General features: G+C 74.2%; 21 protein-coding genes. 10 read left to right on the plus strand and 11 right to left on the minus strand.

The window, feature by feature from the left end:
- Positions 1 to 11: 11 nt before the first annotated feature.
- Entirely contained in the window at positions 12 to 557 is a 546-nt protein-coding gene (locus tag BMX74_RS09475) for an AAA family ATPase (RefSeq protein ID WP_236714704.1), read from the minus strand.
- A 685-nt stretch (positions 558 to 1,242) separates the two neighbouring features.
- Between BMX74_RS09475 and BMX74_RS09480 the strand changes: the two genes are divergently transcribed.
- Positions 1,243 to 1,959: a PaaI family thioesterase gene (locus BMX74_RS09480; RefSeq protein WP_091099736.1), complete on the plus strand. Its 717-nt coding sequence runs from the start codon at positions 1,243 to 1,245 to the stop codon at positions 1,957 to 1,959.
- A gap of 75 nt (positions 1,960 to 2,034) precedes the next feature.
- On the opposite strand, the gene BMX74_RS09485 is transcribed toward BMX74_RS09480, so the two are convergent.
- Entirely contained in the window at positions 2,035 to 2,889 is an 855-nt protein-coding gene (locus BMX74_RS09485) for an alpha/beta fold hydrolase (protein WP_091099739.1), read from the minus strand.
- Positions 2,890 to 3,028: 139 nt separating this feature from the next.
- Between BMX74_RS09485 and BMX74_RS09490 the strand changes: the two genes are divergently transcribed.
- Entirely contained in the window at positions 3,029 to 3,859 is an 831-nt protein-coding gene (locus tag BMX74_RS09490; protein WP_091099741.1) for a type 1 glutamine amidotransferase, read from the plus strand.
- On the opposite strand, the gene BMX74_RS43955 is transcribed toward BMX74_RS09490, so the two are convergent.
- A complete protein-coding gene (locus BMX74_RS43955) occupies positions 3,819 to 4,859 on the minus strand; it encodes an HXXEE domain-containing protein (protein WP_256256850.1) in 1,041 nt (346 codons plus the stop codon). The genes BMX74_RS09490 and BMX74_RS43955 overlap by 41 nt on opposite strands.
- A 106-nt stretch (positions 4,860 to 4,965) precedes the next feature.
- On the opposite strand from BMX74_RS43955, the gene BMX74_RS09500 reads away from it, so the two are divergent.
- From BMX74_RS09500 to BMX74_RS09510, 3 genes are read left to right on the plus strand one after another with little or no spacing between them, the layout of a single operon-like run.
- Positions 4,966 to 7,887, plus strand: coding sequence for a bifunctional [glutamine synthetase] adenylyltransferase/[glutamine synthetase]-adenylyl-L-tyrosine phosphorylase (locus BMX74_RS09500; RefSeq protein ID WP_091099743.1), 2,922 nt, complete (start codon positions 4,966 to 4,968; stop codon positions 7,885 to 7,887).
- Positions 7,888 to 7,936: 49 nt separating this feature from the next.
- Positions 7,937 to 8,965 carry a hypothetical protein gene (locus BMX74_RS09505; protein WP_091099744.1) on the plus strand — a complete coding sequence of 343 codons (1,029 nt, stop codon included), beginning with the start codon at positions 7,937 to 7,939 and terminating at the stop codon, positions 8,963 to 8,965.
- A 9-nt stretch (positions 8,966 to 8,974) separates the two neighbouring features.
- The gene (locus BMX74_RS09510; protein WP_256256851.1) at positions 8,975 to 9,508 is read left to right on the plus strand and encodes a GNAT family N-acetyltransferase; all 534 of its coding nucleotides are present in this window, start codon (positions 8,975 to 8,977) and stop codon (positions 9,506 to 9,508) included.
- A gap of 36 nt (positions 9,509 to 9,544) precedes the next feature.
- Here the strand turns inward: BMX74_RS09510 and BMX74_RS09515 are convergent, their stop codons facing one another.
- The gene (locus BMX74_RS09515; protein WP_055503266.1) at positions 9,545 to 10,372 is read right to left on the minus strand and encodes a LysR family transcriptional regulator; all 828 of its coding nucleotides are present in this window, start codon (positions 10,370 to 10,372) and stop codon (positions 9,545 to 9,547) included.
- Between the two features lie 83 nt (positions 10,373 to 10,455).
- Between BMX74_RS09515 and BMX74_RS09520 the strand changes: the two genes are divergently transcribed.
- On the plus strand, positions 10,456 to 11,709 hold the full coding sequence (locus tag BMX74_RS09520) for an MFS transporter (RefSeq protein WP_091099745.1): 1,254 nt from the start codon (positions 10,456 to 10,458) through the stop codon (positions 11,707 to 11,709).
- 113 nt (positions 11,710 to 11,822) lie between these two features.
- Positions 11,823 to 12,089, plus strand: a complete 267-nt coding sequence (locus BMX74_RS09525) for a hypothetical protein (RefSeq protein ID WP_091099746.1) — start codon at positions 11,823 to 11,825, stop codon at positions 12,087 to 12,089.
- Here BMX74_RS09525 and BMX74_RS09530 read toward each other — a convergent pair.
- The 3 genes from BMX74_RS09530 to BMX74_RS09540 form a co-directional block, all read right to left on the minus strand.
- Entirely contained in the window at positions 12,079 to 12,615 is a 537-nt protein-coding gene (locus BMX74_RS09530; protein WP_091099747.1) for an LGFP repeat-containing protein, read from the minus strand. The genes BMX74_RS09525 and BMX74_RS09530 overlap by 11 nt on opposite strands.
- A gap of 234 nt (positions 12,616 to 12,849) precedes the next feature.
- Positions 12,850 to 14,274: a type I glutamate--ammonia ligase gene (gene glnA, locus BMX74_RS09535; RefSeq protein WP_055503263.1), complete on the minus strand. Its 1,425-nt coding sequence runs from the start codon at positions 14,272 to 14,274 to the stop codon at positions 12,850 to 12,852.
- 93 nt (positions 14,275 to 14,367) lie between these two features.
- On the minus strand, positions 14,368 to 15,438 hold the full coding sequence (locus BMX74_RS09540) for a hypothetical protein (RefSeq protein WP_055503262.1): 1,071 nt from the start codon (positions 15,436 to 15,438) through the stop codon (positions 14,368 to 14,370).
- Positions 15,439 to 15,514: 76 nt separating this feature from the next.
- Here BMX74_RS09540 and BMX74_RS09545 point away from each other — a divergent pair, with 76 nt between their 5' ends.
- The 3 genes from BMX74_RS09545 to BMX74_RS09555 all read left to right on the plus strand — a co-directional run bounded on the left by BMX74_RS09545 (position 15,515) and on the right by BMX74_RS09555 (position 17,696).
- Complete coding sequence (locus tag BMX74_RS09545) at positions 15,515 to 15,976, plus strand: RDD family protein (protein WP_055503261.1); 462 nt, start codon at positions 15,515 to 15,517, stop codon at positions 15,974 to 15,976.
- Between the two features lie 63 nt (positions 15,977 to 16,039).
- Complete coding sequence (locus tag BMX74_RS09550) at positions 16,040 to 16,747, plus strand: TetR/AcrR family transcriptional regulator (RefSeq protein ID WP_256256852.1); 708 nt, start codon at positions 16,040 to 16,042, stop codon at positions 16,745 to 16,747.
- Positions 16,731 to 17,696 (plus strand): hypothetical protein, encoded by a 966-nt coding sequence (locus BMX74_RS09555; protein ID WP_091099748.1) that lies wholly within the window; start codon positions 16,731 to 16,733, stop codon positions 17,694 to 17,696. Before BMX74_RS09550 ends, BMX74_RS09555 begins: the two co-directional genes overlap by 17 nt.
- On the opposite strand, the gene BMX74_RS09560 is transcribed toward BMX74_RS09555, so the two are convergent.
- The 4 genes from BMX74_RS09560 to BMX74_RS09575 all read right to left on the minus strand — a co-directional run bounded on the left by BMX74_RS09560 (position 17,677) and on the right by BMX74_RS09575 (position 22,604).
- Entirely contained in the window at positions 17,677 to 18,441 is a 765-nt protein-coding gene (locus BMX74_RS09560; RefSeq protein ID WP_055503258.1) for a class I SAM-dependent methyltransferase, read from the minus strand. The two genes, BMX74_RS09555 and BMX74_RS09560, sit on opposite strands and share 20 nt — an antisense overlap.
- Complete coding sequence (locus BMX74_RS09565; protein WP_055503257.1) at positions 18,441 to 19,121, minus strand: DUF4191 domain-containing protein; 681 nt, start codon at positions 19,119 to 19,121, stop codon at positions 18,441 to 18,443. Before BMX74_RS09565 ends, BMX74_RS09560 begins: the two co-directional genes overlap by 1 nt.
- 64 nt (positions 19,122 to 19,185) lie before the next feature.
- Positions 19,186 to 21,576: a glycoside hydrolase family 3 protein gene (locus tag BMX74_RS09570; protein WP_091099751.1), complete on the minus strand. Its 2,391-nt coding sequence runs from the start codon at positions 21,574 to 21,576 to the stop codon at positions 19,186 to 19,188.
- Between the two features lie 53 nt (positions 21,577 to 21,629).
- On the minus strand, positions 21,630 to 22,604 hold the full coding sequence (locus BMX74_RS09575) for a LysR family transcriptional regulator (protein WP_091099754.1): 975 nt from the start codon (positions 22,602 to 22,604) through the stop codon (positions 21,630 to 21,632).
- Positions 22,605 to 22,634 lie beyond the last annotated feature (30 nt).

Below are 22,634 nucleotides of genomic sequence, written 5' to 3' on the forward strand. Positions count from 1 at the left end.
CTCGCGCGGCCTCAGCGGGATTCGGTGGCGTCGAAGTGGATGGCGGTGAGGCGGGCGGCGTCGGCGCGGGTCATGACGTGCGCGGACGCCGCCGGGGACGGGTCGCCCGCCCTGGCCCTCGTCAGCAGCGCCTCCCAGCGGCGGCGGTGACGGACGAACGTCGCCGGGGCGACGACCCGGCCGCGGGCCTGCTGGCCGGCGAGCGCCGCCTCCGGCGAGGCGTCCAGGAGGAGCAGGTGGAAGCCGGCGCCGTGACGGCGGGCCAGCCAGGCGAAGCCGCGCAGCACGTACGGCGCGCAGCCGCGGTTGTGCGCGACCACCGCGTGGCCCGCGGCCAGGGCGCGGGCGATGCGGGTGACGTGGGTGGCGAACACGGCGGCGGTGCGCAGCGGTTTCGGCAACCGGTCGAGGCGGCCCCGCCAGCGCAGGCGCGACTGCGCGGAGTCGATCACGACGGCCGGGCCCGAGACGGCGGGGGACCCTTCGGCGCCGGTGAGGCCGTACAGGCGGCGCAGCAGCGTGGTCTTGCCCGCGCCCGGCAGGCCCGTGAGGATCACCAGCGACCGCGGCGGGTAGCGCAGCAGCGGCGTCCCCGGCGCCGGGCGCTCCTCCGCCCGCGTCCCGTCCGCCCCGTCAGTCCTGTGCGCTTGCGGCCCGTCTGCCCGCGTCCCGTCTGCGGGTGTCGCCTCCGCTCGCGGCCCGTCCGCCCCAGTCTTGTCCGCCCGGGTTATGTCCGTCCGCGTCCTGTCTGGCTGGGGCCCCTCCGTCGTCAGGGTCCAGTCCGTCGCCGGCATCGCCTTCGCCGCCGGTGGCTGCCCGGCTGGGATCGTCTCGCCCCGCAATGCGCCGTCCTCTCCGTGTGGCGCCAGCCTAAGTCGTGATCGTCTTTCCCGCGCGAGACTGCGGAAAGGGCGCGGGGTAGGGGAATCTCGGGATAAAGTACGGCTGGTGGCTTGATCGGCCTCACCTCGGGTGCACCCCGGTGTGGGGCCGATTTTCGTTGCTTCTGACCCCCGAGTCACATCCCCGTGATGCGCGGTGCCTAGCCTCCCGGTGAAAGCCGTGGTGCCGGATGACCCAGGGGTGGGAAGTAAATGCCCCTTCCGGGGTGTTATGTACGTACGTACAGAGCGGCCTTCCTGACCCCCGGCATCTTGGTAAACCCGGAGTCCAGTAATATCGGCTGCTCTCAATGATGTTTCCGGACTTCTCGTCCTGTGCGGCGATATTGGAGGGTGTGGCATGACGACGGCTGCCCTGCAGACCGTGTTGACCGTTCCCCAGCGCTTCAGGGGCCCGGCAGGAGTCGCCAACGGCGGCTGGATCGCGGGCACCATGGCGGGCGCGCTGAACGGCGGCAGATCGGCGGTCGAGGTCACGCTGCACGCGCCCACGCCCCTGGAGACCGAGCTGCGCCTGGAGCACGTCGCCAACTCGGTGTCGCTGCACCACGACGAGACGCTGCTGGTCGAGGCCATCCCCGTGGCCGAGGAGCTGGACGCGCCGCGCTTCGTGCCGTTCAACGACGCCGCCCGCGCCGAGGCCAACTTCGTCGGCTGGAAGGGCGGCCACCCCTTCGCCGAGTGCTTCGCCTGCGGTCAGCGTGAGCCCGGCGACGGCCTGCGCATCTTCCCCGGTCGCGTCGAGGGCACCGACCTCGTGGCCGCCGGCTGGCGGGTGCCGTTCTCCGTGGCCGACGAGGACGGCGTGCCGCCGTCGATCGTCGGCGCCGTGCTCGACTGCGTCACCGGCTGGGCGCACTTCGGCCCCGGCGAGTCGGCGCTGCTCGGCCGCCTCGCGCTGAGCATCCACCGCCCCGTGCACCCCGGCGGCCAGTACTCCGTGGTGGCCCGCCCCACGGGCCAGGACGGCCGCAAGATGTACGGCGAGAGCGCCATCTACGAGGCCGACGGCACGCTGGTGGCCAACGCCCGCGCCACCTGGATCGCTCCTCGCTGACGCGCTCCGTCACTTCTTCGAGGGCCGCGGCGGGCACGTCCCCGCCGCGGCCTGTCGTTCGTCCGCGGCCGGTCGTCACTTCCCGGACGTGAGCCGCTCCACGACCGTGGCGACGCAGCGTTCGTCGAACAGGATCGTGTAGTGGTTGCAGTCGGGCACGACCTCGTCCCTGAGCCCGGGCAGGCGCGCCGTCCACTCGCTGGTGAGGGCGTCGGGCAGCATGCCGGTGTCCTGGTCGAGCAGGCCGCGCGGCGCCCGCAGCAGGTACAGCGGCGACGTGATGGCCGACAGCGCCGCCCCGATGCGCTCCGACTCCACCAGCAGCCAGCGGCCGTCCTCGCGCACCGCCTCCGGCACGGCGCGCGAGCGCAGCGCGCCCTCGGGCCCGGTCAGGTCGTAGCGGACGTACTCCTCCACCTCCGCGCTCCAGCCCCGGCCCGCGAAGGCGGGGTGCGCCTTGAAGAAGTCGACGTACGCCTCCGCCGACGGGTACGTCCGGCGCAGCCGCGCCAGCGCGGGGCCCAGCATGGCCGCCATCGTCTCGTCCGGGTCCACGCCGGGAGGCAGCGGCATGGGCAGGCCGCCGTCCACGAGGACGACGCGCTCGAACTCCCGCTCCGCCGCGGCCAGCACCGCCACGTACGCGCCCATGGAGTGCCCGGTGAGCACGGCGTCGGGCCCGGCGCCGACATGGTCGGCCACGCGCAGGACGTCCTCGGCGTGGCGGGACAGCCCGTACGGGCCGGGCAGCGAGGCGCTGTGGCCGCGCCCGCGCAGGTCCATGGCGACCAGTGACCACTCCTCGGGCAGCCGCCGCCCCACGGCGGCCCACGCCATGAGCGACGCGGTGATCCCGTGTGCGGCGATGATGACCCGCGGACCCGTCCCGAATGTGGCGATGCGCAGCCCGCCGACCTCATCAACTCTCATAGCCGGATCTTAGGGACAGATGCCCCCGAGGGAGAGGGGCCGGTGGGGGATGGAGGCGCGGGTGATGGGCCGCCGCCCTGGCGACCATGACCTTCCCCCTTTCGCCCTTTCCCCCTTTCATCCCGATAAATTACGCCTTATGCGCATCACGGTGATCGAGCACGAGGCCGAGGCCGGGCTCGGGTACTTCGCGGGCTGGCTGGGGCTGGACTGCGATGTGCACCGGCCGTACCTGGGCGACGAGGTGCCCGCGCGGGCCGCGGACGGGCTGATCGTGCTCGGCGGCGCGGCCGCCGCCTGGGAGGACGACCGCCACCCCTGGCTGCCCGCCACCCGCGACCTGATGCGCCGCTCGGTCGAGGACGGCACGCCCACCCTCGGCATCTGCCTCGGGGCGCAGCTCATGACCCTGGCCTGCGGCGGCGTCGTGGAGCGCGGCGCCCACGGGCTGGAGGTCGGTGCGTGCGAGGTCACGCCGCTGCCCGCCGCCGCCGCCGACCCGCTGCTGTCGCGCCTGGACGGGGTCGCGACCGCCGTGCAGTACCACCAGGACGCCATGACCCGGTTGCCCGACGGCGCGGTGCCCCTCGTGACCGGCTCGCCGTACCCGAACCAGGCCTACCGGCTGGGGGAGGCCGCCTGGGGCGTCCAGTTCCACCCGGAGGCCACCCCGGAGATCTTCGTCTCCTGGACGCGGGACTCCGGCCTGGACGCGGCCGAGGAACTGAACGCGGCCGTCAAGGCCGCCGAGGACGCCCTCGTCGCGACCTGGCGACCGGTGGCACGAGCCTTCGGGGACGCCGTCCGAACCACCGCGGGCGCCAGAACCGAAGCAGGCGTCAGGGCCGACGAGGGCGTCAGGGCGGACGCCGGTGGCAGGGCGGACGCGGGTGTCAGAGCCGACGCGGGCGTCAGAAGCGACACCGGCGTCAGAACCACCGCTCGCGACAGAACCGGCGCACGCGACTGACCCCGCCCCCCACCTTCCCGAACCGCCCCTCCCGACCCGGCCGGTCGCCGCGCGGCACGTCAGCGCGCCGGTCCTTCCCGCACGCCTGGCCGCCGTGCCACGCGTCTCCCTGCCACGCGTCCCCGTGCCATCCGTCCCCGTGTCGGCTTCCTCCGTCCGGCTGGTCGGCGTCCTGTGTGTCTGTGCGGTTCTTTCCGGGCGTCTGGCTGCCGTGTCGGGCGTCCGTGTGTCCGGACAGGGCGTGGGCTAGTACGTGGACGCCCGCCACCACCGCGGGCAGCGCGGCCAGGCCGGCCGCCGTCGCGCCGCCCGCCCCCACCGCGACGCCGCTCTCGCGCAGCCGCCGCCACGCCCACAACGAGAAGGGGATCACCACCAGCGGCGACGTCACGACACCCGGCGTGTAGCCGCGCGTCACAGCGGCCTGCGCCAGGTGGACGACGCCGTGCGCGCCGAAGCCGGCCAGCGCCGCCTGGAAGACCGGGCTGCGGCCGCCGGTCCTGGCCCCGAGGGCCGACGCGCCCGCCATCACGCCGCCCATCAGCGCGATGGCCGTGGTCACCTGCCGCTGGGACACCTCCAGGCGCTGCCACGGCACCTGGGGGAACAGCCGCTCCAGGCGGGGCCGGGCCCGGCGCGCCCACCCCGCCATCGTGGCCAGTTCCTCCGCGTCGTGCACCGCCCAGGCGGCCAGCAGCCCCCACGTCACCGCGGAGGAGACCCGCCCCTCCATCTCTCGCCCGAGCCCAGCCGTCTCCGCAGGTCCGGAGGTCTTCGGCAGCCCGGCGGCCGTCTCTCCACGCGTGGCAGTCAACGCGAGCCCGGCGGTCACCCCGATCCGGGCGGACCGCATCAGCCCGGCCACCCCGGCCACCCCGGGCTGCCTGGCCTGCTGGGGCCGGGCGGTGGGCAGCCCAGGGGTGTCCTGCCTTCTCCGGTCGGTGCGCGGTGTCTGACCTGCTCGTTCCGTCTGCCTGGTCTTCGCCCCGGTTGTCTTCATCGTGCCCCTCCCCGAAGCCGTACGCCGATGCCGATGCGCCCGAAACGCAACGCAACGTTGCGTTTCACTCTAGGGCCCGCCCGGCGACTGCTGTCAAGATGGAGGGGTGCCGAGGATCGAATCCACCGCGGCGCGGCTCGCCAGGCTCGGCTTCGCCGACGCCGCGCGGGCCGCCGGGCTCGTCGAGCAGTCAGCGCCCGCGCTCGACGACCTGCTCGACGCGCTCGCCGACACCGCCGACCCCGACCAGGCGCTGCTCTCGCTGACCCGCCTGGCCGAGCGCGACCCGGCCGTGCCCGGCCTGCTGCGGTCCGACGCCGCCCTGCGCGGCAGGGTGCTCGCCGTCCTAGGCGTCAGCGCCGCGCTCGGCGACCACCTGGTACGCCACCCGGGCCAGCTCGCCCTGCTCGCCGAACCCGAGCTGGACGACCCCCGCACGGCGCTGCTGCGCGCCGTCGGCGCCGACCCCGCAGACCCGCTGCCGCGCGCGTCCCGCGAGGACGCGCTGTCCGCCCTGCGCGTCGGCTACCGGGGACACCTCATGCACCTGGCCGCCCGCGACCTGACCGGCGAGGCCGAGCTCCTCGCCGTCATGGCGGAGCTGTCCGACCTCGCGGGCGCCGCGCTGGAGGCCGCGCTCGCCGTCGCCCGCGCCGAGGTCGACGACGCCGACGTACGCCTGGCCGTCATCGGCATGGGCAAGTGCGGCGCCAGGGAGCTCAACTACATCAGCGACGTGGACGTGGTCTTCGTGGCCGAGCCGCGCGAGGGCGCCGACGAGGCCAAGGCCCTGCGCGCCGCGACCCGGCTGGCCCAGGCCATGATGCGCGCCTGCACCGCGCCCACCCCGGAGGGCGCGCTGTGGGAGGTCGACGCCAGCCTGCGCCCCGAGGGCCGATCGGGCCCGCTCGTCCGCACGCTGGCCAGCCACCTGGCCTACTACCGCCGCTGGGCCAAGACGTGGGAGTTCCAGGCGCTGCTGAAGGCCCGCCCGGTGGCGGGCGACATGGACCTCGGCCAGTCGTACGTCCAGGCCGTCGACGACCTCGTCTGGACGGCGGCCACCCGCGAGCACTTCGTCGAGGACGTGCAGGCCATGCGCCGCCGCGTCGAGGAGCACGTCCGGGCCGAGGGGGAGCGGCAGATCAAGCTGGGCCCCGGCGGGCTGCGCGACATCGAGTTCGCCGTGCAGCTCCTGCAGCTCGTCCACGGCCGGCTCGACCCGCTGCTGCGCCGCAGGGGCACGCTGCCCGCGCTGGCCGCCCTGTCGCGAGGCGGGTACGTCGGCCGTGACGACTCCCGCGCCATGGCGGAGGCGTACGCGTTCCTGCGCGGCGTGGAGCACCTGCTCCAGCTCCACCGGCTGCGCCGCACCCATGTCCTGCCCCAGGACCCGGCCGCGCTGCGCCGCCTGGGCCGGGCGCTGGGCCTGCAGGGCGACCCGGTGGGCGAGTTCACGGCCCGGTGGCGGCGCCACGCCAGGGAGGCCAGGCGGCTGCACGAGAAGCTGTTCTACCGGCCGCTGCTGCAGGCGGTGGCGCGGCTGCCCGAGTCGGAGTCGCGGCTGTCGGCGTCGGCGGCGGCGGCCCGGCTGGAGGCGCTCGGCTACGTCGACCCCGCCGGGGCGCTGCGCCACATCGCGGCGCTCACCAGCGGCGTGTCCAGGCGCGCGGCGATCCAGCGCACGCTGCTGCCGGTCATGCTCGGCTGGTTCGCCGACACGCCCGACCCGGACGCCGCGCTGCTCGGCTTCCGCCAGGTCAGCGACAGGCTCGGCGCCACGCCCTGGTATCTGCGGCTGCTGCGCGACGAGACCGCGGTCGCGGCGAGGATGGCGCGCGTGCTCGGCACCAGCAGGTACGCCACCGGCCTGCTCATGCACGCCCCCGAGGCGGTGGCCATGCTCGGCTCCGACGCCGACCTCGCCGTGCGTCCCGCCGCGTCGCTGCTGAACGAGGCCCGGACGGCCGTGTCAAGGCACGGCGGCGACGTCGAGAGCGCCGTCGCCGCCGTGCGGGCGCTGCGCCGCAGGGAGCTGTTCCGCACGGCGGTGGCCGACGTCTCCGGCCTCGCCGACATCGAGACGGTCGGCGAGGCGCTGTCGCGGCTCAACGACGTCACCCTGCAGGCGACGCTGGACGCCGCGCTGCGCCCGGTCGCGGGCGTGACCAGGTTCGCGGTCGTCGCCATGGGCCGGCTCGGCGGGCTGGAGTGCTCGTACGCGAGCGACGCCGACGTCATGTTCGTCCACTCGCCCTGCCCGGGGGTGGCCGAGCGGGAGGCCGCCGAGGCCGCCTTCGCCGCCGCCAACGAGCTGCGCAGGCTGCTCGCGCTGCCCGCGCCCGACCCGCCGCTGATGGTCGATCCCGACCTGCGTCCGGAGGGCCGCCAGGGTCCGCTGGTGCGCACGTTGGCCTCGTACCGCGCCTACTACGCGCGCTGGTCGTCGCCGTGGGAGGCGCAGGCGCTGCTGCGGGCCCGCTTCTCCGCGGGGGACGAGGAGCTGGGCGCCGAGTTCACGTCCATGATCGACGAGCTGCGGTACCCGCGCGGCGGGCTCGGCGACGACGCGGTGCGCGAGATCAGGCGCCTGAAGGCCCGCATGGAGGCGGAGCGGCTGCCCAGGGGCGCCGACCCCGCGCTGCACACCAAGCTCGGCCCCGGCGGGCTGTCGGACGTCGAGTGGGTGGCGCAGCTGCTCCAGCTCAGGCACGCGGCGGACCTGCCGTCCCTGCGCACCACCCGCACGCTGGAGGCGCTGCGCGCGGCGGCGGCCGAGGGGCTGCTGTCCGAGCGCGACGAGGAGGTGCTGGCCGGGGCGTGGCGCTTCGCCTCCCGCGTCAGGGACGCCCTCATGCTGGTCAAGGGCCGTCCCGGCGACAGCGTGCCGCGTGACGTGCGCGAACGCCGGTTCGTCGCGCGGACGCTCGGCTACCCGCCCGACGGCTCGGAGGACTTCCTCGACGACTACCGGCGCGTCACCCGCCGTGCCCGGCAGGTGGTGGAACGCGTCTTCTACGGCGATTGACCTCTCCCAGGGGGTTGATCGGTGATCGCCACGGGTGTATCAATGCGCGGTGTTGTCCGTGTACGCCGATCTGGCCCTGGGCCTGGCGCTGGCGTTCCTGCTGCTGTCGCTGCTGGTCAGCGGGCTGAACGAGGCGATCGTGCGGGTGCTGTCCATCCGCAGCAAGTTCCTGTGGGCCTACCTCAGGGACACCCTCGACGGCGCCGGCCCCGCAGGCAGGTCGTGGCTGCCGGCCAGGGTGCGCGACGTCTTCGCCGCCCTGCCGTTCGCCCGCGACCCGCGGCCCAGGCACAGCGACCAGCCCGCGCCCCCGGAGCCCGTCCCGCTGCCCGACCAGGAGACCAGGACGGACGACGCCATGGTCACCCGGCTCTACCAGCGGGTCCAGGAGATCGACCACCCCAAGCGCGGCAGGACCAGCATCTCCGACATCCCGCCCGAGCGTTTCGCCGTGGCGCTCATGGAGCTCGCCGCGGCCGAACGCGACGGCGTCGAGGGCCTGCTGGAGAAGCTCAAAGCCATCCGCAGCCCCCTGTACGGCCACCTCCAGGGCGTCTGGGAGACCGCGCAGCGCGACCTCGACCGGTTCAGGAAGGGCGTCGAGTCCTGGTTCGACGGCGAGATGCAGCGCCTGTCGCTGCTCTACAAGCGGTACGTCAAGTGGGTGCTGGCGGTGCTCGGCCTGGCCGTGACGCTGCTGTTCACGATGGACGGCCTGGAGTACGGCAAGACGCTGCTGCGCGACAACGCCTTCCGCGCCTCGGTCGCCGGCCTGGTCGAGGCCGACGCGTACGGCGGGCTGAAGGAGCGCTGCGAGGGGAGCGACCCCGTCGGCTGCATCACCGACACGCTCAGCAGCCCCGCGCTGGTCAAGGTGCTCGACCACGCGCTCGTCAGCGTCACCGTCCCGGAGACCGGCGACCCGTCCGTCACCTGGAACGGCGCCGCCTGGTGGGACCGCGTCACCACCCTCAGCCACTGGCCCGGCTACCTCCTCACGTACGTGGCGCTGCTGTTCGGCGCCCCCTTCTGGTGGGACGTCCTGCGCCGGATCACCGGCATCCGCTCGCGCCGGTAAGGTGGCGCGGTGCAGACGGAACGGCTGATCATGCGGCGCTGGCGGGAGACCGACCGCGCGGCCTTCGCGGAGATGAACCGCGACCCCGAGGTGATGGAGCACTTCCCCGCCCCCCTCACCCGTGAGCAGAGCGACCTGTTCGTCGACAGGATCGAGCAGGGCTTCGAACGCCACGGCTGGGGGCTGTGGGCGCTGGAGGAGCGCGGCAGCGGCGCGTTCGTCGGTTTCACCGGCCTGCAGCTGAAGACGTTCGCGTCGCACTTCACGCCCGCGGCCGACATCGGCTGGCGGCTGGCCCGCCCCGCCTGGGGCAAGGGCTACGCCACCGAGGCCGCCGCCCGCGCGCTCGCGTACGGCTTCGAGGAGGCGGGCCTGGACGAGATCGTGGCCATGACGGCGGTCGGCAACGTCCGGTCGCGTGCCGTCATGGAGCGCCTCGGCATGACGCGTGACCCGGCCGACGACTTCGACCACCCCGACGTGCCCGAGGGCAGCCCGCTGCGCCGGCACGTCCTGTACCGGGCGCGCCGCCCCGCCCGCTGACCAGCCCGCCGCCCCCCGGGTGTCCCGCGCGCCCGGTCAGGCGCTCAGGGCGTACAGCACCTCGCGTATCGAGGGCTCGCGCCCGCGCAGCCAGACCAGGCGCAGGGCGAGCGGGGGCGCGGACGAGCCGAGCGGCACCAGCGCGCCCGAGGCGAGGTCGCCGCCCACCGCGAAGTCCGGCAGCAGGGCCTTGCCCAGGCCCTGCCTGGCCCACTCGCGGGCCGTCTGGATGCCGCCCAGCTCGCGCCGCGGCACCTCCGGCCCGAACGTCCGGTCCGCCGCCATCCTGATCGAGCACCCCGGCGGCGACACCAGCAGCGGGCCGTCGCCGCCGCCGGGCGCGGCGACGAGGAGCAGCGCGACCTCGCCGACGTCGAGGAAGTCCAGGCCGGGCGGCGGGGAGAAACCGAGCGCGCCGACGCGCATGCCGTGGTCGAGCAGCAGCCCGGCGTCCACCCTGCCCTCGGCGACCTCCGACAGCAGCTCCGCGCGCTGCAGCGACCTGACGTCCACGTCCAGGTCGGGACGCCGCTCCGACAGGCGGCGCACCACGGCGGGCAGGCGGGTCGCCGCCAGGGTCTCCAGCGCGCCGATCGTGACCCGGCGCCGCCCGCCGGTGACGGCCCTGCGTACCTCGTCGGCGTGGTCGAGCAGCTCCCGGGCGCGGGGCAGCAGCGCGGCCCCCTGCGGGGTCAGCCGCATGCCGCGCGGCGTCCGTTCGAACAGCGCGACGCCGAGGCCGTCCTCCAGCCTGCGGATCTGCTCCGACACCGACGCGGGGGCGAGCCCCAGCGTCCCGGCCGCCGCCGTCACGCTGCCCGTGCCGGCCACCGCCACGAAACCCCTCAGCTGCCGCAGTTCCACGCCGCCAGCATACGGTTCTCCCGAACGCCCCCTCAGGCCGCGCCTGTTGAGGCAGGCGTCGCTTCCGCGCAGGCTGGAGCGCCATGAGACTGTGGGGTCTGTCCCTTGCCTACTTCCTCGTCCTCCTCGACACGACCGTCCTGACGATCGCGCTGCCCGACCTGCGCGCCACGCTCGGCGGCACCCTCGCCGGCCAGCAGTGGGCGGTGAACGCCTACACCGTCGCCTTCGCCGCGTCGCTGCTGACAGGGGGAGCGGTGGCCGACAGGTTCGGCGCGGCGCGGGTGTTCAGGGTGGGCGTGGCCGCCTTCGGCGTGCTCTCGCTGCTCGGCGCCGCCGCGCCCGGCCTCGGCGCGCTCGTGGCGCTGCGCGCGCTGCTCGGCGTGGCCGGGGCCCTGTGCCTGGGCGGCTCGCTCGGTCTGCTGGCCGAGCTCTTCCCCGCGCCCGCCGAGCGGGCCAGGGCCACCGGACTGTGGGCCGCGATCACCGGCACCGCGCTCGCCGCGGGCCCGCTGCTGGGCGGCCTGCTGGTCGGCCTGTACGGGTGGCGCGCCGTCTTCCTCGTCAACCCGCCGATCGCGCTGCTCAGCCTCCTCGCGCTGCGCCGCGTCCGCTCGCCCCGCGGCACGCGCCGCATCGACGGGGCCGTGCAGGCGCTCGCCTGCGTGTTCCTCGGCCTGCTCGCCGAGGCGCTGACCGACTCCTCCGCACTCGCGGGCATTCTGGCGGCGCTCGCCCTGGCCGCGCTCGTCGCCGTGGAACGCCGCAGCGCCTCGCCCGCCCTGCCCGGCGGCCTGCTCGCGGCCACCTGGCCCGAACTGGCGGCCGGCGCGATGGCCGGCTTCGCGTTCTCCGGCGCGCTGTTCGTGCTGACCCTGCTCTTCCAGGACGGCCGCCACCTCGCCCCCCTGGCCGCGGGACTCTCGTTCCTGCCGCTCACCCTGCCCATGGCGGTCAACCCCGTCCTCACCGGACGCCTGGTGGCCAGGTACGGCGCCCGCACGCCCATCCTGGGCGGGCTGGCCCTGCTCGCCGCGGGGCTGGCCGGGGTCGCCGTCGCGCCCACGGCGTGGCCCTGGCTGGCCGCGACGGGCTTCGGCCTGTCGTTCTGCCTGCCCGCCCTCATGGCCGGCATGATCGCCGCCGCTCCGCCGGGGACGGCGGGCACCGCGGGAGGCGTCCTGAACGCGGTGCGCCAGACGGGCGCCACGCTCGGGGTGGCCGTCCTCGGCGGCCTGCCGCACCCGCTCGCCACGGCCGCCGCCCTGACGGCCGCCACCTGCGCCTGCTACGCGGCCACGACCCGCTCCTGCCGCGCCCCCGTCACCACCGGCTGACCCCGCACCCGCCGGACGCCACGTCGAGGCGGTCACCCTCCTGCGGGAGAACCGGCGGAGCCGAGCCTCCACGACCGGTGCCCCCTGCGGGAGCGGGTGTCTAGAGTGAGCGGGTGCGTCCTTCTGAAGAGCCGAAGAGGCCGAGCGCGGGCGACCTGGGCGTCAACGTCCTGGGCCTGCTCCTCGGAGTCATGGGGATCGTCCTGGTGGTGTTCTTCCTCAAGGAGGACGGCGACTCCTGGGGCGAGTACCTCATCCCCGGCATCCTGCTGGCCCTGGCCGCGTACCAGGGCGTCATGACCGTCCTCGCCATCCGCCGCCGCAGGGCGCGCCGCGCCGAGGACCCGGGCCCGCCACCCGGGCCACGGGTCAGCCAGTGACCGAGACCGTCCAGTACCGCTGGCAACGCGAACCGAACACGCCGGTGTCGCAACCCTTGACGTTCCAGCGGTAGCCGCTGTTGGTCCGCAGGCGGGTCCACGCCTTGCCGCGGTTGCCGCCGACGAAGTCCTCCTGCCGTCCGTTCGGGTCGGCGGCGCTGGTCCAGCGGACGAGGAACTTGTCCCAGGAACGGTCGGTCGGTGTCCAATCGAAGTAGGCGTACCCGTCCTTCGAATAGGCGGCCACTACGAGCTTGGCGCCGTTCTTGGGCGACCAGGCCATCTGCCCGCGCACGAACGACTGCCTGCGCCCGGCCCAGCCGACGCCGTTCATGTAGATGTCGGTCTCCTGCGTCGTCGGACAGCCCAGCTTGCCGTCCTCGCCGCCCAGCTCGGCCCACCGCGCGCCGATCAGCCCGTACGGCGTGATCGCGCAACCGCCAGAGGCGTGGGCCGGTGCTGCGACAGCAATCGTCCCGGCGAGCGAGAGGCCGACGGTGACGGAGGAGATCATGCGACTGCTCATCGAGCACGCTCCCAGGGAACCAGACCCGCCGCTCTGCTCGTGCGGGTGCCGTGCTCCCGTGGTACGTCCGCCCACTTGACAACCACTTGATGGCGGCTGCCTCGGATGGGCTGCCCGGTCTTGTTCAGGTGGTGGCCACGCACGTCGAGGGCGCCGCCGATGTGATCGGTGGCGCCCCCTCGAACCCTGCCGCACGAGCCTGCTCGGCGACGACGGACGACGACCGGCGGGCCCTCAGACGTCGTAGTACAGCTCGAACTCGTGCGGGTGCGGGCGCAGGCGGATCGGGTCGACCTCGTTCTGCCGCTTGTACGAGATCCAGGTCTCGATGAGGTCGGGCGTGAAGACGCCGCCCTCCAGCAGGTAGTCGTGGTCGGCCTCCAGCGCGTCGAGCACCTCGGGCAGCGAGCCGGGCACCTGCGGCACCTGGCGGGCCTCCTCGGGCGGCAGCTCGTAGAGGTCCTTGTCGACGGGCTCCGGCGGCTCGATCTTGTTGCGGATGCCGTCGATGCCGGCCATGAGCATGGCCGCGAACGCGAAGTACGGGTTGCACGACGGGTCGGGCACGCGGAACTCGATGCGCTTGGCCTTCGGGTTGGAGCCCGTGATCGGGATGCGGACGCACGCCGAGCGGTTGCGCTGCGAGTAGACCAGGTTCACCGGGGCCTCGTAGCCGGGCACCAGGCGGTGGTAGGAGTTGACCGTCGGGTTGGTGAAGGCCAGCAGCGACGGGGCGTGCCTGAGCAGGCCGCCGATGTAGTAGCGCGCGGTGTCGGACAGGCCGGCGTAGCCCACCTCGTCGTAGAACAGCGGCGAGCCGTCCTTCCACAGCGACTGGTGGCAGTGCATGCCGGAGCCGTTGTCACCGAAGATCGGCTTCGGCATGAAGGTGACGGTGTGGCCGTACTCCAGCGCCGTGCTCTTGATGACGTACTTGTAGAGCATCAGCTTGTCGGCGGTCTTGAGCAGCGTGCCGAACCTGAAGTCGATCTCCGCCTGGCCGGCGGTGCCCACCTCGTGGTGCTGCATCTCGACGTCGATGCCGCACTCGATGAGGTTGCGGACCATCTCGGAGCGCAGGTCGGTGAAGTGGTCCATCGGCGGGACGGGGAAGTAGCCGCCCTTGTAGCGCGGCTTGTAGCCGAGGTTGCCGCCCTCGGTCGCCTTGCCGGTGTTCCAGGCGCCCTCGATCGAGTCGATGTAGTAGTAGCCGGCGTTGGCCTTCGTCTCGAAGCGGACGTCGTCGAAGATGTAGAACTCGGCCTCGGGCCCGAAGTACGCGGTGTCGGCGATGCCCGTGCCCTTGAGGTACTCCTCGGCCTTCCTCGCGACGTTGCGCGGGTCGCGGCTGTAGGCCTCGCCGGTGAGCGGGTCGTGGACGAAGAAGTTGATGTTCAGCGTCTTGTGCTGCCGGAACGGGTCGAGCACGGCGCTGGACGGGTCGGGCAGCAGGAGCATGTCGGACTCGTGGATCGCCTGGAAGCCGCGGATCGACGAGCCGTCGAACATGAGTCCGTCGTTGAAGACGTTCGCGCCGAAGTTCTCGACCGGGAAGGTGAAGTGGTGCGTCGTCCCGGGCAGGTCGGTGAACCTGACATCGACGAACTGCACCCCTTCGTCGCTGATGAACTTCAGGACGTCGTCGGCGGAGTTGAACACTCTCGAACCTCCCTGGGGACTGGCATCATCCCGACGCTAGGACGACGCCGTTTCCATATGGTGTCCCGACTGTTTCGTACGTGTTACACAGCGTCAGGTCCGCCGGACGCTCTGGCAGGGGACGTCCGGCTCGGGTCCGTCCAGGTCGTACGGGTCGAGAGGGGCTCCGGTGGGCCGGGGCTCGCCCTGCCGCGCCTCGGGGAAGACGGGGTGGACGAACCGGTCGGGTGCGCCGCACCGGGAAGGGGCGGCGCCCCGGCTCCAGTCGGTGGCCCACACGACCAGGTCGCCGCGCGCACGGTAGATCAGCATGGTGGCCCGCCCGTGGACGACGAGGCGCATCGTCGAGCCGGCGTCACCGGGCCGCCGCACGCCGTAGACGACGACGAAGCGCGTCGTCACCTTGGCCCCGGCGTGGCCCGGCTCCTTGAAGGGGGCCAGCGTGGCCTTGGACGTCACCTTGATCACGTCGGTGGCGAGTTCGGCGCTGCCGGGGGCGAGGCTGGTGACCCAGCCGCGGGTGTCGCCGTCGCGCTCGCCGCCCTTGCGGTCGAGCCGCTTGGCGAAGATCGAGCGCTCGTCGGGGTGCAGCAGCTTCATGAACGCGGACGGCCGCCCTCCCGCGATCGTCGCACGGTCCAGGAAGGCGGCGGCGAGCAGGGCGCGGGTGCGCTTGAGGCCCGCGGCCACCTGCTTCTCCGACAGTCCGCTGACGGCTCTGGCCTTCGGCATGACGAAGCCGGCGACGCCCTCGGCGTACGACTGCGCGGGCGACCCGGCGAACGGGTTCACCAGGCGTTCGGGAACCGCGACCGGCGTCGCGGCCGGGGCCGAGGCCGTGGCCGGGGCCGTGGCCACGGCCGTGGCCGTGAGCGTCACGGCGGGCCGGGCGGGCACGGGGGAGAGCAGGTCGGGACGGAAGGCGACGACGATGCCCGAGGCGGCCAGCACGGTGCACATCAGCGCGAGGGCCACCCAGAGCCGGCCGGTCCGGCGTTGCGGGCCGGCCTCCCGCCGGGTTCCGGCGGGCCGCGCGCCGCCTCCCGCGTTCCTGGGCGGCCTGACCCCCTTGACCGCCGCCGCCCGCATCCTGCGCTGCTCCTCCTCGCTGAACTGGGAGATGAGTTCGTTGAAGCGCGCGTCGAGGTCGTCCCCGTATGGCATGCGTCCATGATGGACGCGTCAGAGCGCGGTTGGGTCACGACGTGGACCGGCCGTGCGGCCGGATACCGTGGAGGGCATGAGCAGCAACGAGCCGCGGTGGACGCAGACCTGGCTGGGCGGGGTGCGCTCCGCCGGGATCGATCTGGGGTATCCGGGCGAGCGCCTGGGCGTGCCCGAGGAGGGCAGCGGGTCGATCGCGGGGTGGGGCCGGCGCATCGCGGCGCTCGTCATCGACTGGATGATCTGCACCTGGGTGGTGGTGCAGCTGCTGCTCAGGATGAACCCGGCGGACGCGCCGTGGGCGCCGGTCGCCGTCTTCGCCCTGCAGTACCTCGTGCTGGTGGGGTTCATGGGGCAGACGTTCGGCCACCGGCTGGCGGGCATCAGGGTGGCGGCCATGGACGGCGGCGACCCGCGCCTGCTGCCCGTGCTCGTCCGCACCGTGCTGCTGTGCCTGGCGGTGCCCGCGCTGATCTGGGACCGCGACCACCGCGGCGTGCACGACCGCGTGTCGAACACGATGGTCGTCAGGATGTAGTCCAGAGGCGAGAAAAACCATACCGGGTTCGGAAACGAACCGGGTTTGGTTTATGCTGTCCGCATGATGGCGGGGCTCAGGGAGCGCAAGAAGGCCGAGACGCGGCGGCGCATCGCCGAGACGGCGCTGCGGCTGTTCGACGCGCGCGGCTACGACGCGGTGACCGTGAACGAGATCGCCGAGGCGGCGGGGGTCGCCAAGGTGACGCTGTTCTCGTACTTCCCCTCGAAGGAGGCGATCGTCCTCGACGGCGTCGGCGACGACCTGGCGGGCGTCGTCGAGCGGCGGGGGGCGGGGCGCACGCCGCTCGCGGCGCTGCGCGCCCACCTGCGGGAGGTGGCCGCGCGCCCGCCCGGCGAGGCCGACGCCGGGGAGCTGGCCGGGGAGCTGATGGCACGCGTCCGGGTCATCACCTCCAGCCCGGCGCTGCTGGCCGCGGTCGAGCAGGCGAACGCGGCGGAGCGGCACCGTCTCGCCGCCGCGCTCGCCGCGGCCCGTGGCGCGGGCGGTGGCGCGGACGGTGGCGCGGCCCTAGGCGCGGGCGGTGACGACCTGGTGGCGCGGCTCATGGCGGCGCAGGTCACGGCCGTCGTCGGCGCCCTGCAGGAGGCGTTCTTCCTGCGGCTGGCCTCCGGCACGCCGATGGAGGAGGCGGGGCGCCGCCTGACCGCCGACGTCGAGACGGCCTTCGACCTCCTGGAGCACGGCCTCGCCGCCGCCGACGAGCACGCCACCCAGCAGAACGGGGACAGCCATGAAGATGGGCGTTAACTACGACGTCGGGTTCCTCCCGGGTCCAGGCCTGACCCGCAAGGCGTTCGACGTCGAGGACGTCCGGCGCGACATGCGGACCATCGCCCGCGACCTGCACTGCGCCTGCGTACGCGTCTCAGGGGCCGACCCCGCCCGCGTCGCCGTCGCCGCCGAGGAGGCCGCCGCCGAGGGGCTGGAGGTGTGGTTCTCGCCGCTGCCCGTCGACCTCGGCCCCGCCGGGACGCTCGCCGTCGTCGCCGACGCGGCAGAACGGGCCGAGACGTTACGGCGCGGCGGCGCCCGGGTCGTGCTCGTCACCGGCTGCGAGCTGAGCGCGTTCGCGCACGGCTTCATCCCCGGCGACGGCCACCGCGAGCGCCTGCGCGCGATGATGACGGGCGACGTGGCGTGGTGGACGTCCCTGATGGACGTCATGCCCCGCTTCAACGCGTTCCTGGCCGAGACGGCGTCCGCCGCCCGCGAGCGCTTCTCCGGCCCGCTCAGCTACGCCTCAGGCCCCTGGGAGCCGGTGGACTGGACGCCGTTCGACGTCGTCGGCGTCGACGCCTACCGGGCGGCGTACAACGCGCACGACTACCTGGACGACCTGCGGGCCCACTTCCGGCACGGCAAGCCCGTCGCCGTCACCGAGTTCGGCACCTGCCCCTACCGAGGCGCGGGCGACCGGGGCGGCTCCGCCTGGATGGTGCCCGACGGCGCCGTGCCCGACGAGGGCGAGCAGGCGCGCTACTTCGAGGAGTTGACCGACCTGTTCGAGCGCGAGGGCGTCGACACCGCGCTGTGGTTCACCTTCGCCGCCTTCCACCTGGCCGAAGGCTCCGACCTCGGCTCGTACGGAGTGGTCGGCAGGCGCGGCGGCTCGCGCTGGGAGCCCCGGGAGGTCTTCCACGCGATGGCCGCCAGGTACGGGCGCGGCGGCGGCCCGGTCAGGGACGCGCGCAACTGAAGATCGCGGTGCCCGGCAGGTGCCGGCCGCGCAGCGGGCTCCACCCGCCCCAGACCCGGTCGTGCCCCTCGGGCCACTCGGGCTCCAGCAGCCCGGTGACCGTCAACCCGGACGCGACGAGGAGGTTCACCCAGTCGCCCAGCGTGCGGTGGTGCTCGACGTACGTCGGCGTGCCCGCGTCGTCGCGCTCCACGTACGGGGAGCGGTCGAAGTAGGACCGGTCGGAGGTCAGCCCGCGCGGGCCGGGGTCGTCGGGGAACGCCCACCGCACGGGATGGCTGACCGAGAACACGAACCTGCCGCCCGGCCTGAGCACCCTGCGCACCTCGCGGAAGACCGCGAGCGGGTCGGCCACGAACGGCAGCGCGCCGAAGGCCGAGCAGGCCAGGTCGAACGACCCGGCGGCGAACGGCAGCGCCTCGGCGTCGGCTTGCACGACGGGCACGCGCAGGCCGGTGTCGAGGTCGATGCGCTGGGAGTGGCGCAGCTGCCGGTGCGACACGTCGAACGCCGCCACCCGGGCGCCCCGCGTCACCAGCCACCGCGCGCACTGCGCCGCGCCGCACCCGATCTCCAGGACGGCGCGGCCCTCGACGTCGCCGAGCAGGCGGGCGTCGGCCTCGTCGAGCCCCTCGGGGCACCAGACGAAGCCGGTGTCGCGCAGGAAGCCGCCGTGCTCGGCCTGGTAGTCGTCGGCGTTGCCGTCCCACCAGCCGCGGTTGGCGCGCGAAGAGGTCGAGAGCACTAGCGCATCTTGGGGCCGCGCGGCATGCGCGCGCCCTTCGGCATCGGACCCTTGGGCATGGGCAGGTTCTTCGGCAGCGAGCGCAGGCGGTCCTTCACCTCGTTGACCGAGGGCTTCTTGAGGTTGCGCGGCAGCTTCATCAGGTGGCGCTGCAGCTTGCCGAGCGGCACCTGACCCTCGCCGTCGCCGCACTGGATGTCGTAGATCTCGACGCCGAGCACCACGCGGGCCACGCGCTTCTTCTCGGCGGCGAGCATCTTCGCGACCCGGTTGCCCGGCCCCTCGGACACCAGCACCACGCCCGGGTAGCCCACGACGAGGTGGACGAGGTCCTGGTCACGGTTGACCGCGATCGCGGGCGTGACCTGCCAGTTGCCGCGCATGCCCTGCAGCACCGCCGCGGCGGCGCCGGTCTGGCCGTGCAGCAGGGAGTACTGCGCCCTCTGCGCCAGCTGGCCGAACACGACCAGGCCCACCGTGACCGCGGCGAGCAGGCCGGGCAACAGCGAATACCACAGGTAGTCCGTGACCAGGCCGATCACGACGACCACCGCCAGCGTGCCGACCGCCGAAAGGAAGACGATGGGCATCCCCTTGGGGTTGGCCTGCTGGATGATCTGCGCGATCATGCGGAGCTGCTTGATGCGCCCCGGCTTCTCTGTGTCCTCGGACTTTGCCATGCTCAGAAGGATACAAACCAACTGGTGCGGTAAGGAAAACGTGACCGGCGATTCCGCGGCCGGTTCACACCTCGACGACCGTGCCGAGGCCGGGATCCGCGGCGTTCCTGGCGGCCGTGACCGTGTGCGGGCCCGGCACCGCGCGCCAGGCGCCGTCCGTCCACTCCTGCAGGGCCCGCTCCGGCAGCCGGACCGTCGTGACCACGGTCTGGCCGGGGTCGGCCTCCACCACGTCGAAGCCCGCCAGCCGCCGTCCCGAGCCGTCGCGGGAGACGTACACCTGCACCACCTCGCGGCCGGGCCGGTCGCCGGTGTTGGTGACGGCGACCGTCACCGCGACGGCGCCGCCGTCGCCCTGCGCCGTGACGGCGCCGTACGACCAGGTCGTGTAGCCGAGGCCGTGGCCGAACCAGAACGCCGGGGCCCGCCCCGACCGCTGCCACGCGTCGTAGCCGATGTGGACGCCCTCGTCGTAGGCGAGCACCCCGTCCACGGGCTCGACGGCGGTCACCGGGGCGTCCTCCAGGCGGGCGGGCCAGGTGGTCGGCAGCCGCCCGCCCGGCTCGGCGTCGCCGAACAGGACGTCCGCGAGCGCCGCGCCCGCCTCCTGCCCGGGGAACCAGGTCAGCAGCACGGCCGCCACCTCCTCCAGCCACGGCGTCTCGACCGGCGACCCGGCGTTCACCACGACCACGGTGCGCGGGTTCGCGGCGGCCACGGCGCGGATCAGGTCGTCCTGGCGGCCGGGCAGCCGCAGGTGCTCGCGGTCGAAGCCCTCGCTCTCCACCTCGGGCGTGGTCGAGGCGACCACGACGGCCACGTCGCTGTCCGCCGCGAGCCGCGCCGCCTCGGCGATCAGCTCGTCCTCACCGGCCCGCGGCGCGGCGTGCCCGAGCGTGAACGCGACGAACGTCATCCCGCCGAACGCGCCCGCCGGGTGCGTCACGGCCAGCTCGTACGCGCGCCCGGCGGCCAGCGGGACCTTCACCCGGCGCTCGGGCGGCGCGAGGAACGCCGCGGCCGGGTCGTCGCCGTCGGGCTCGACGACCGCGTCGAAGACGGTCGCGCCGTCCACCGTCACGGTGAACGCGCCGACGCCCGCGATCGACAGCTCGTGCTCGCCCGACACGGGCGGCGTGTAGGCGGCGCGCAGCCGTACCGCGGCGAGGCGCGCGCCGTCCACGGCCGGGGGGAGCGTCCCGATCCAGCGGGCCTCGGCCGCCGCCAGCGGCTCCTCGGCGAGCACGGCGCCGTCGCGGTCCAGGAACTGCGCGGTCGCGGGCACGGCGAGCGGCGCCAGGCGGACGCGCGGGTCGGTGCCGAGCGCGTACCGCACCTCGACGCCCGGCCGTGCCCGCAGGCCCTCCAGCGGGGAGACGACCCGGTCGGGGAAGACCTGCGCGCTGCCGCCGCCCATCACCCTGGCCTCGTCGGCGGCGGACCCGATCAGGGCGACGCTTGCCACGCCGCTCAGGGGCAGCAGGCCGTCGTTGGCCAGCAGGGTGAAGCCGCGCACGGCCACCTCACGGGCCAGCGCCACGCCGTCAATGGCGGCCCCGCCCGTCCCCGGGCCCTGCGGGGCGTCCGCGGGGGAGCGGCCGGGGTCGCGCAGCGCGCCCGTGCGGGCGGCCAGGAGCAGGATCCGCCGTACCCGCTCGTCCACCGCCGACTCGGGGACGCGGCCCTCGCGCACGGCCGCCTCCAGCCGATCGCCCCAGGGGCCGTGGGGGCCCGGCATGGCGACGTCGGTGCCGCCCAGCGCGGCGGCCTCGGTGCTGCGCACGGCCGTCCAGTCGGACACGACCGTGCCGTCGAAGCCCCACTCGCCCTTCAGCACTCCGTGCACCAGCTCCGCGTGCTCGGTCATCGTGGTGCCGTTCACCGTGTTGTACGCCGTCATCAGCGCCCACGCCCCGGCGCCGACGACCCGCTCGAAGGGCCGCAGGTACACCTCGCGCAGCGTCTTCTCGCTCACCCGCACGTCCACGGTGAAGCGGTCGGTCTCGGAGTCGTTGGCGACGAAGTGCTTGGGCGTGGCCGCCACGCCGCCCGCCTGCACGCCCTCGACGTACGCGGCCCCGATCTCACCGGTCAGGTACGGGTCCTCGGAGAAGCACTCGAAGTGCCGGCCGCCGAGCGGCGAGCGGTGCAGGTTGATCGTGGGCGCGAGCAGCACGTGCACCCCCTTGCGCCTGGCCTCCTGGGCGAGCAGCAGCCCGGCGCGCCTGACCAGGCCGGTGTCCCAGGTGGCGGCCAGCGCGGTGGGGCTGGGCAGCGCGACGGAGGGGTCGGCGGCGGTCCACCGCTCGCCGCGCACCCCGATGGGGCCGTCGCTCATGACGATCCTGTCGAGGCCGATCTCGGGCACCGGCGGCAGCGACCACATGTCGGCCCCGGTGAGCAGGCGGATCTTGGTGGGCAGGTCCAGCGCGGCGATGAGAGCGTCGAAGTCCACGCGGCCAGTGTTCACCACGAAACCGAGTGACCGATAGGTTTGTGACCTTTGCGTTATCTGCCCTGTCCGTCCGGCTCGTCGCGGAGGTCCTCATCACGGAGGACCTCATCACGGAGGTCCTCATCATGGAGGTCCTCGTCGCAGAGGTCGAGGAAGGCCCGCGCGGGCGCGGTGACCCGGTCGCGCGGCCACACCAGCGCCGTCGTGCGCAGCAGCGCGGGCCCGGCCAGCGGCACCACGGCGAGCGGCGGGCGCGACCGCTCGGCCGCCGACCTCGGCATGAGCGCCGCGCCGAACCCCCGCGCGGCCAGGTCGGCGAGGAGGGTGAGGTCGTCGGTCTCCGTGTGGACGTCGGGCAGGAAACCCGCCTCCGAGCAGGCCGCGATGAGCGCCGCCCGCAGCCCGGAGCCGTGGGTGAGCGTGAGCAGGGGCTCGCCGCGCAGCGCGGCGACGGTCGTCTCGGACGCGGCGGCCAGGGGATGCCCGGGGGCGACCGCCACCACCAGGGGCTCGGCCGACACGGTGCGGCTGGCCAGCCCGGCCCGCAGCCGCTGCCCGGCTGGCCCGGCGGGCAGCCGGGCGGCCGCCACGCCGATGAGCGCCAGGTCCAGCGCGCCCGACGCCACCTCGGACGCCAGGCCCTCCGGGTCGCCGGTGCGCAGGGTCAGCCTCACCCGGGGGTGCCGCCGGCGGAACGCGGCGAGCAGGTCGAGCAGCCACGCGGGCGGCACGGGGACCGTCCCGACCGTGAGCCTGCCCGCCAGCACGCCCCGGAGGGAGTCGACGGCGTCGCGCCCGGCGGCGGCCGCCTCCAGCACGGCCTTGGCGTGCGGCAGGAACGCCTCGCCGGCCGGCGTCAGCCTGACCCGCCGCTCGGAGCGGTCGAACAGGCGCTGGCCGAGCTCGCGTTCGAGCTGCGCGATCTGCTGGCTCACCGCGGGCTGCGCCACCCTGACCCGCGCGGCGGCGCGGGTGAAGCTGGACTCCTCCGCGGTCGCCACCATGTACAGCAACTGCCGCAATTCCATAAGAACCCCTTATGCCTCCGCATATCGACC

It is taken from the genome of Nonomuraea pusilla (assembly GCF_900109355.1).
Classification (GTDB): domain Bacteria; phylum Actinomycetota; class Actinomycetes; order Streptosporangiales; family Streptosporangiaceae; genus Nonomuraea; species Nonomuraea pusilla.

Excerpts from the sequence above, each read along its gene's own strand:
- BMX74_RS09480 (WP_091099736.1), top strand. The coding sequence starts at position 1,243 with ATGACGACGGCTGCCCTGCAGACCGTGTTGACCGTTCCCCAGCGCTTC.
- BMX74_RS09485 (WP_091099739.1), bottom strand. The coding sequence starts at position 2,889 with ATGAGAGTTGATGAGGTCGGCGGGCTGCGCATCGCCACATTCGGGACG.
- BMX74_RS09490 (WP_091099741.1), top strand. The coding sequence starts at position 3,029 with ATGCGCATCACGGTGATCGAGCACGAGGCCGAGGCCGGGCTCGGGTAC.
- BMX74_RS43955 (WP_256256850.1), bottom strand. The coding sequence starts at position 4,859 with ATGAAGACAACCGGGGCGAAGACCAGGCAGACGGAACGAGCAGGTCAG.
- BMX74_RS09520 (WP_091099745.1), top strand. The coding sequence starts at position 10,456 with ATGAGACTGTGGGGTCTGTCCCTTGCCTACTTCCTCGTCCTCCTCGAC.
- BMX74_RS09530 (WP_091099747.1), bottom strand. The coding sequence starts at position 12,615 with ATGAGCAGTCGCATGATCTCCTCCGTCACCGTCGGCCTCTCGCTCGCC.
- BMX74_RS09540 (WP_055503262.1), bottom strand. The coding sequence starts at position 15,438 with ATGCCATACGGGGACGACCTCGACGCGCGCTTCAACGAACTCATCTCC.
- BMX74_RS09545 (WP_055503261.1), top strand. The coding sequence starts at position 15,515 with ATGAGCAGCAACGAGCCGCGGTGGACGCAGACCTGGCTGGGCGGGGTG.
- BMX74_RS09550 (WP_256256852.1), top strand. The coding sequence starts at position 16,040 with ATGATGGCGGGGCTCAGGGAGCGCAAGAAGGCCGAGACGCGGCGGCGC.
- BMX74_RS09555 (WP_091099748.1), top strand. The coding sequence starts at position 16,731 with ATGAAGATGGGCGTTAACTACGACGTCGGGTTCCTCCCGGGTCCAGGC.
- BMX74_RS09565 (WP_055503257.1), bottom strand. The coding sequence starts at position 19,121 with ATGGCAAAGTCCGAGGACACAGAGAAGCCGGGGCGCATCAAGCAGCTC.
- BMX74_RS09575 (WP_091099754.1), bottom strand. The coding sequence starts at position 22,604 with ATGGAATTGCGGCAGTTGCTGTACATGGTGGCGACCGCGGAGGAGTCC.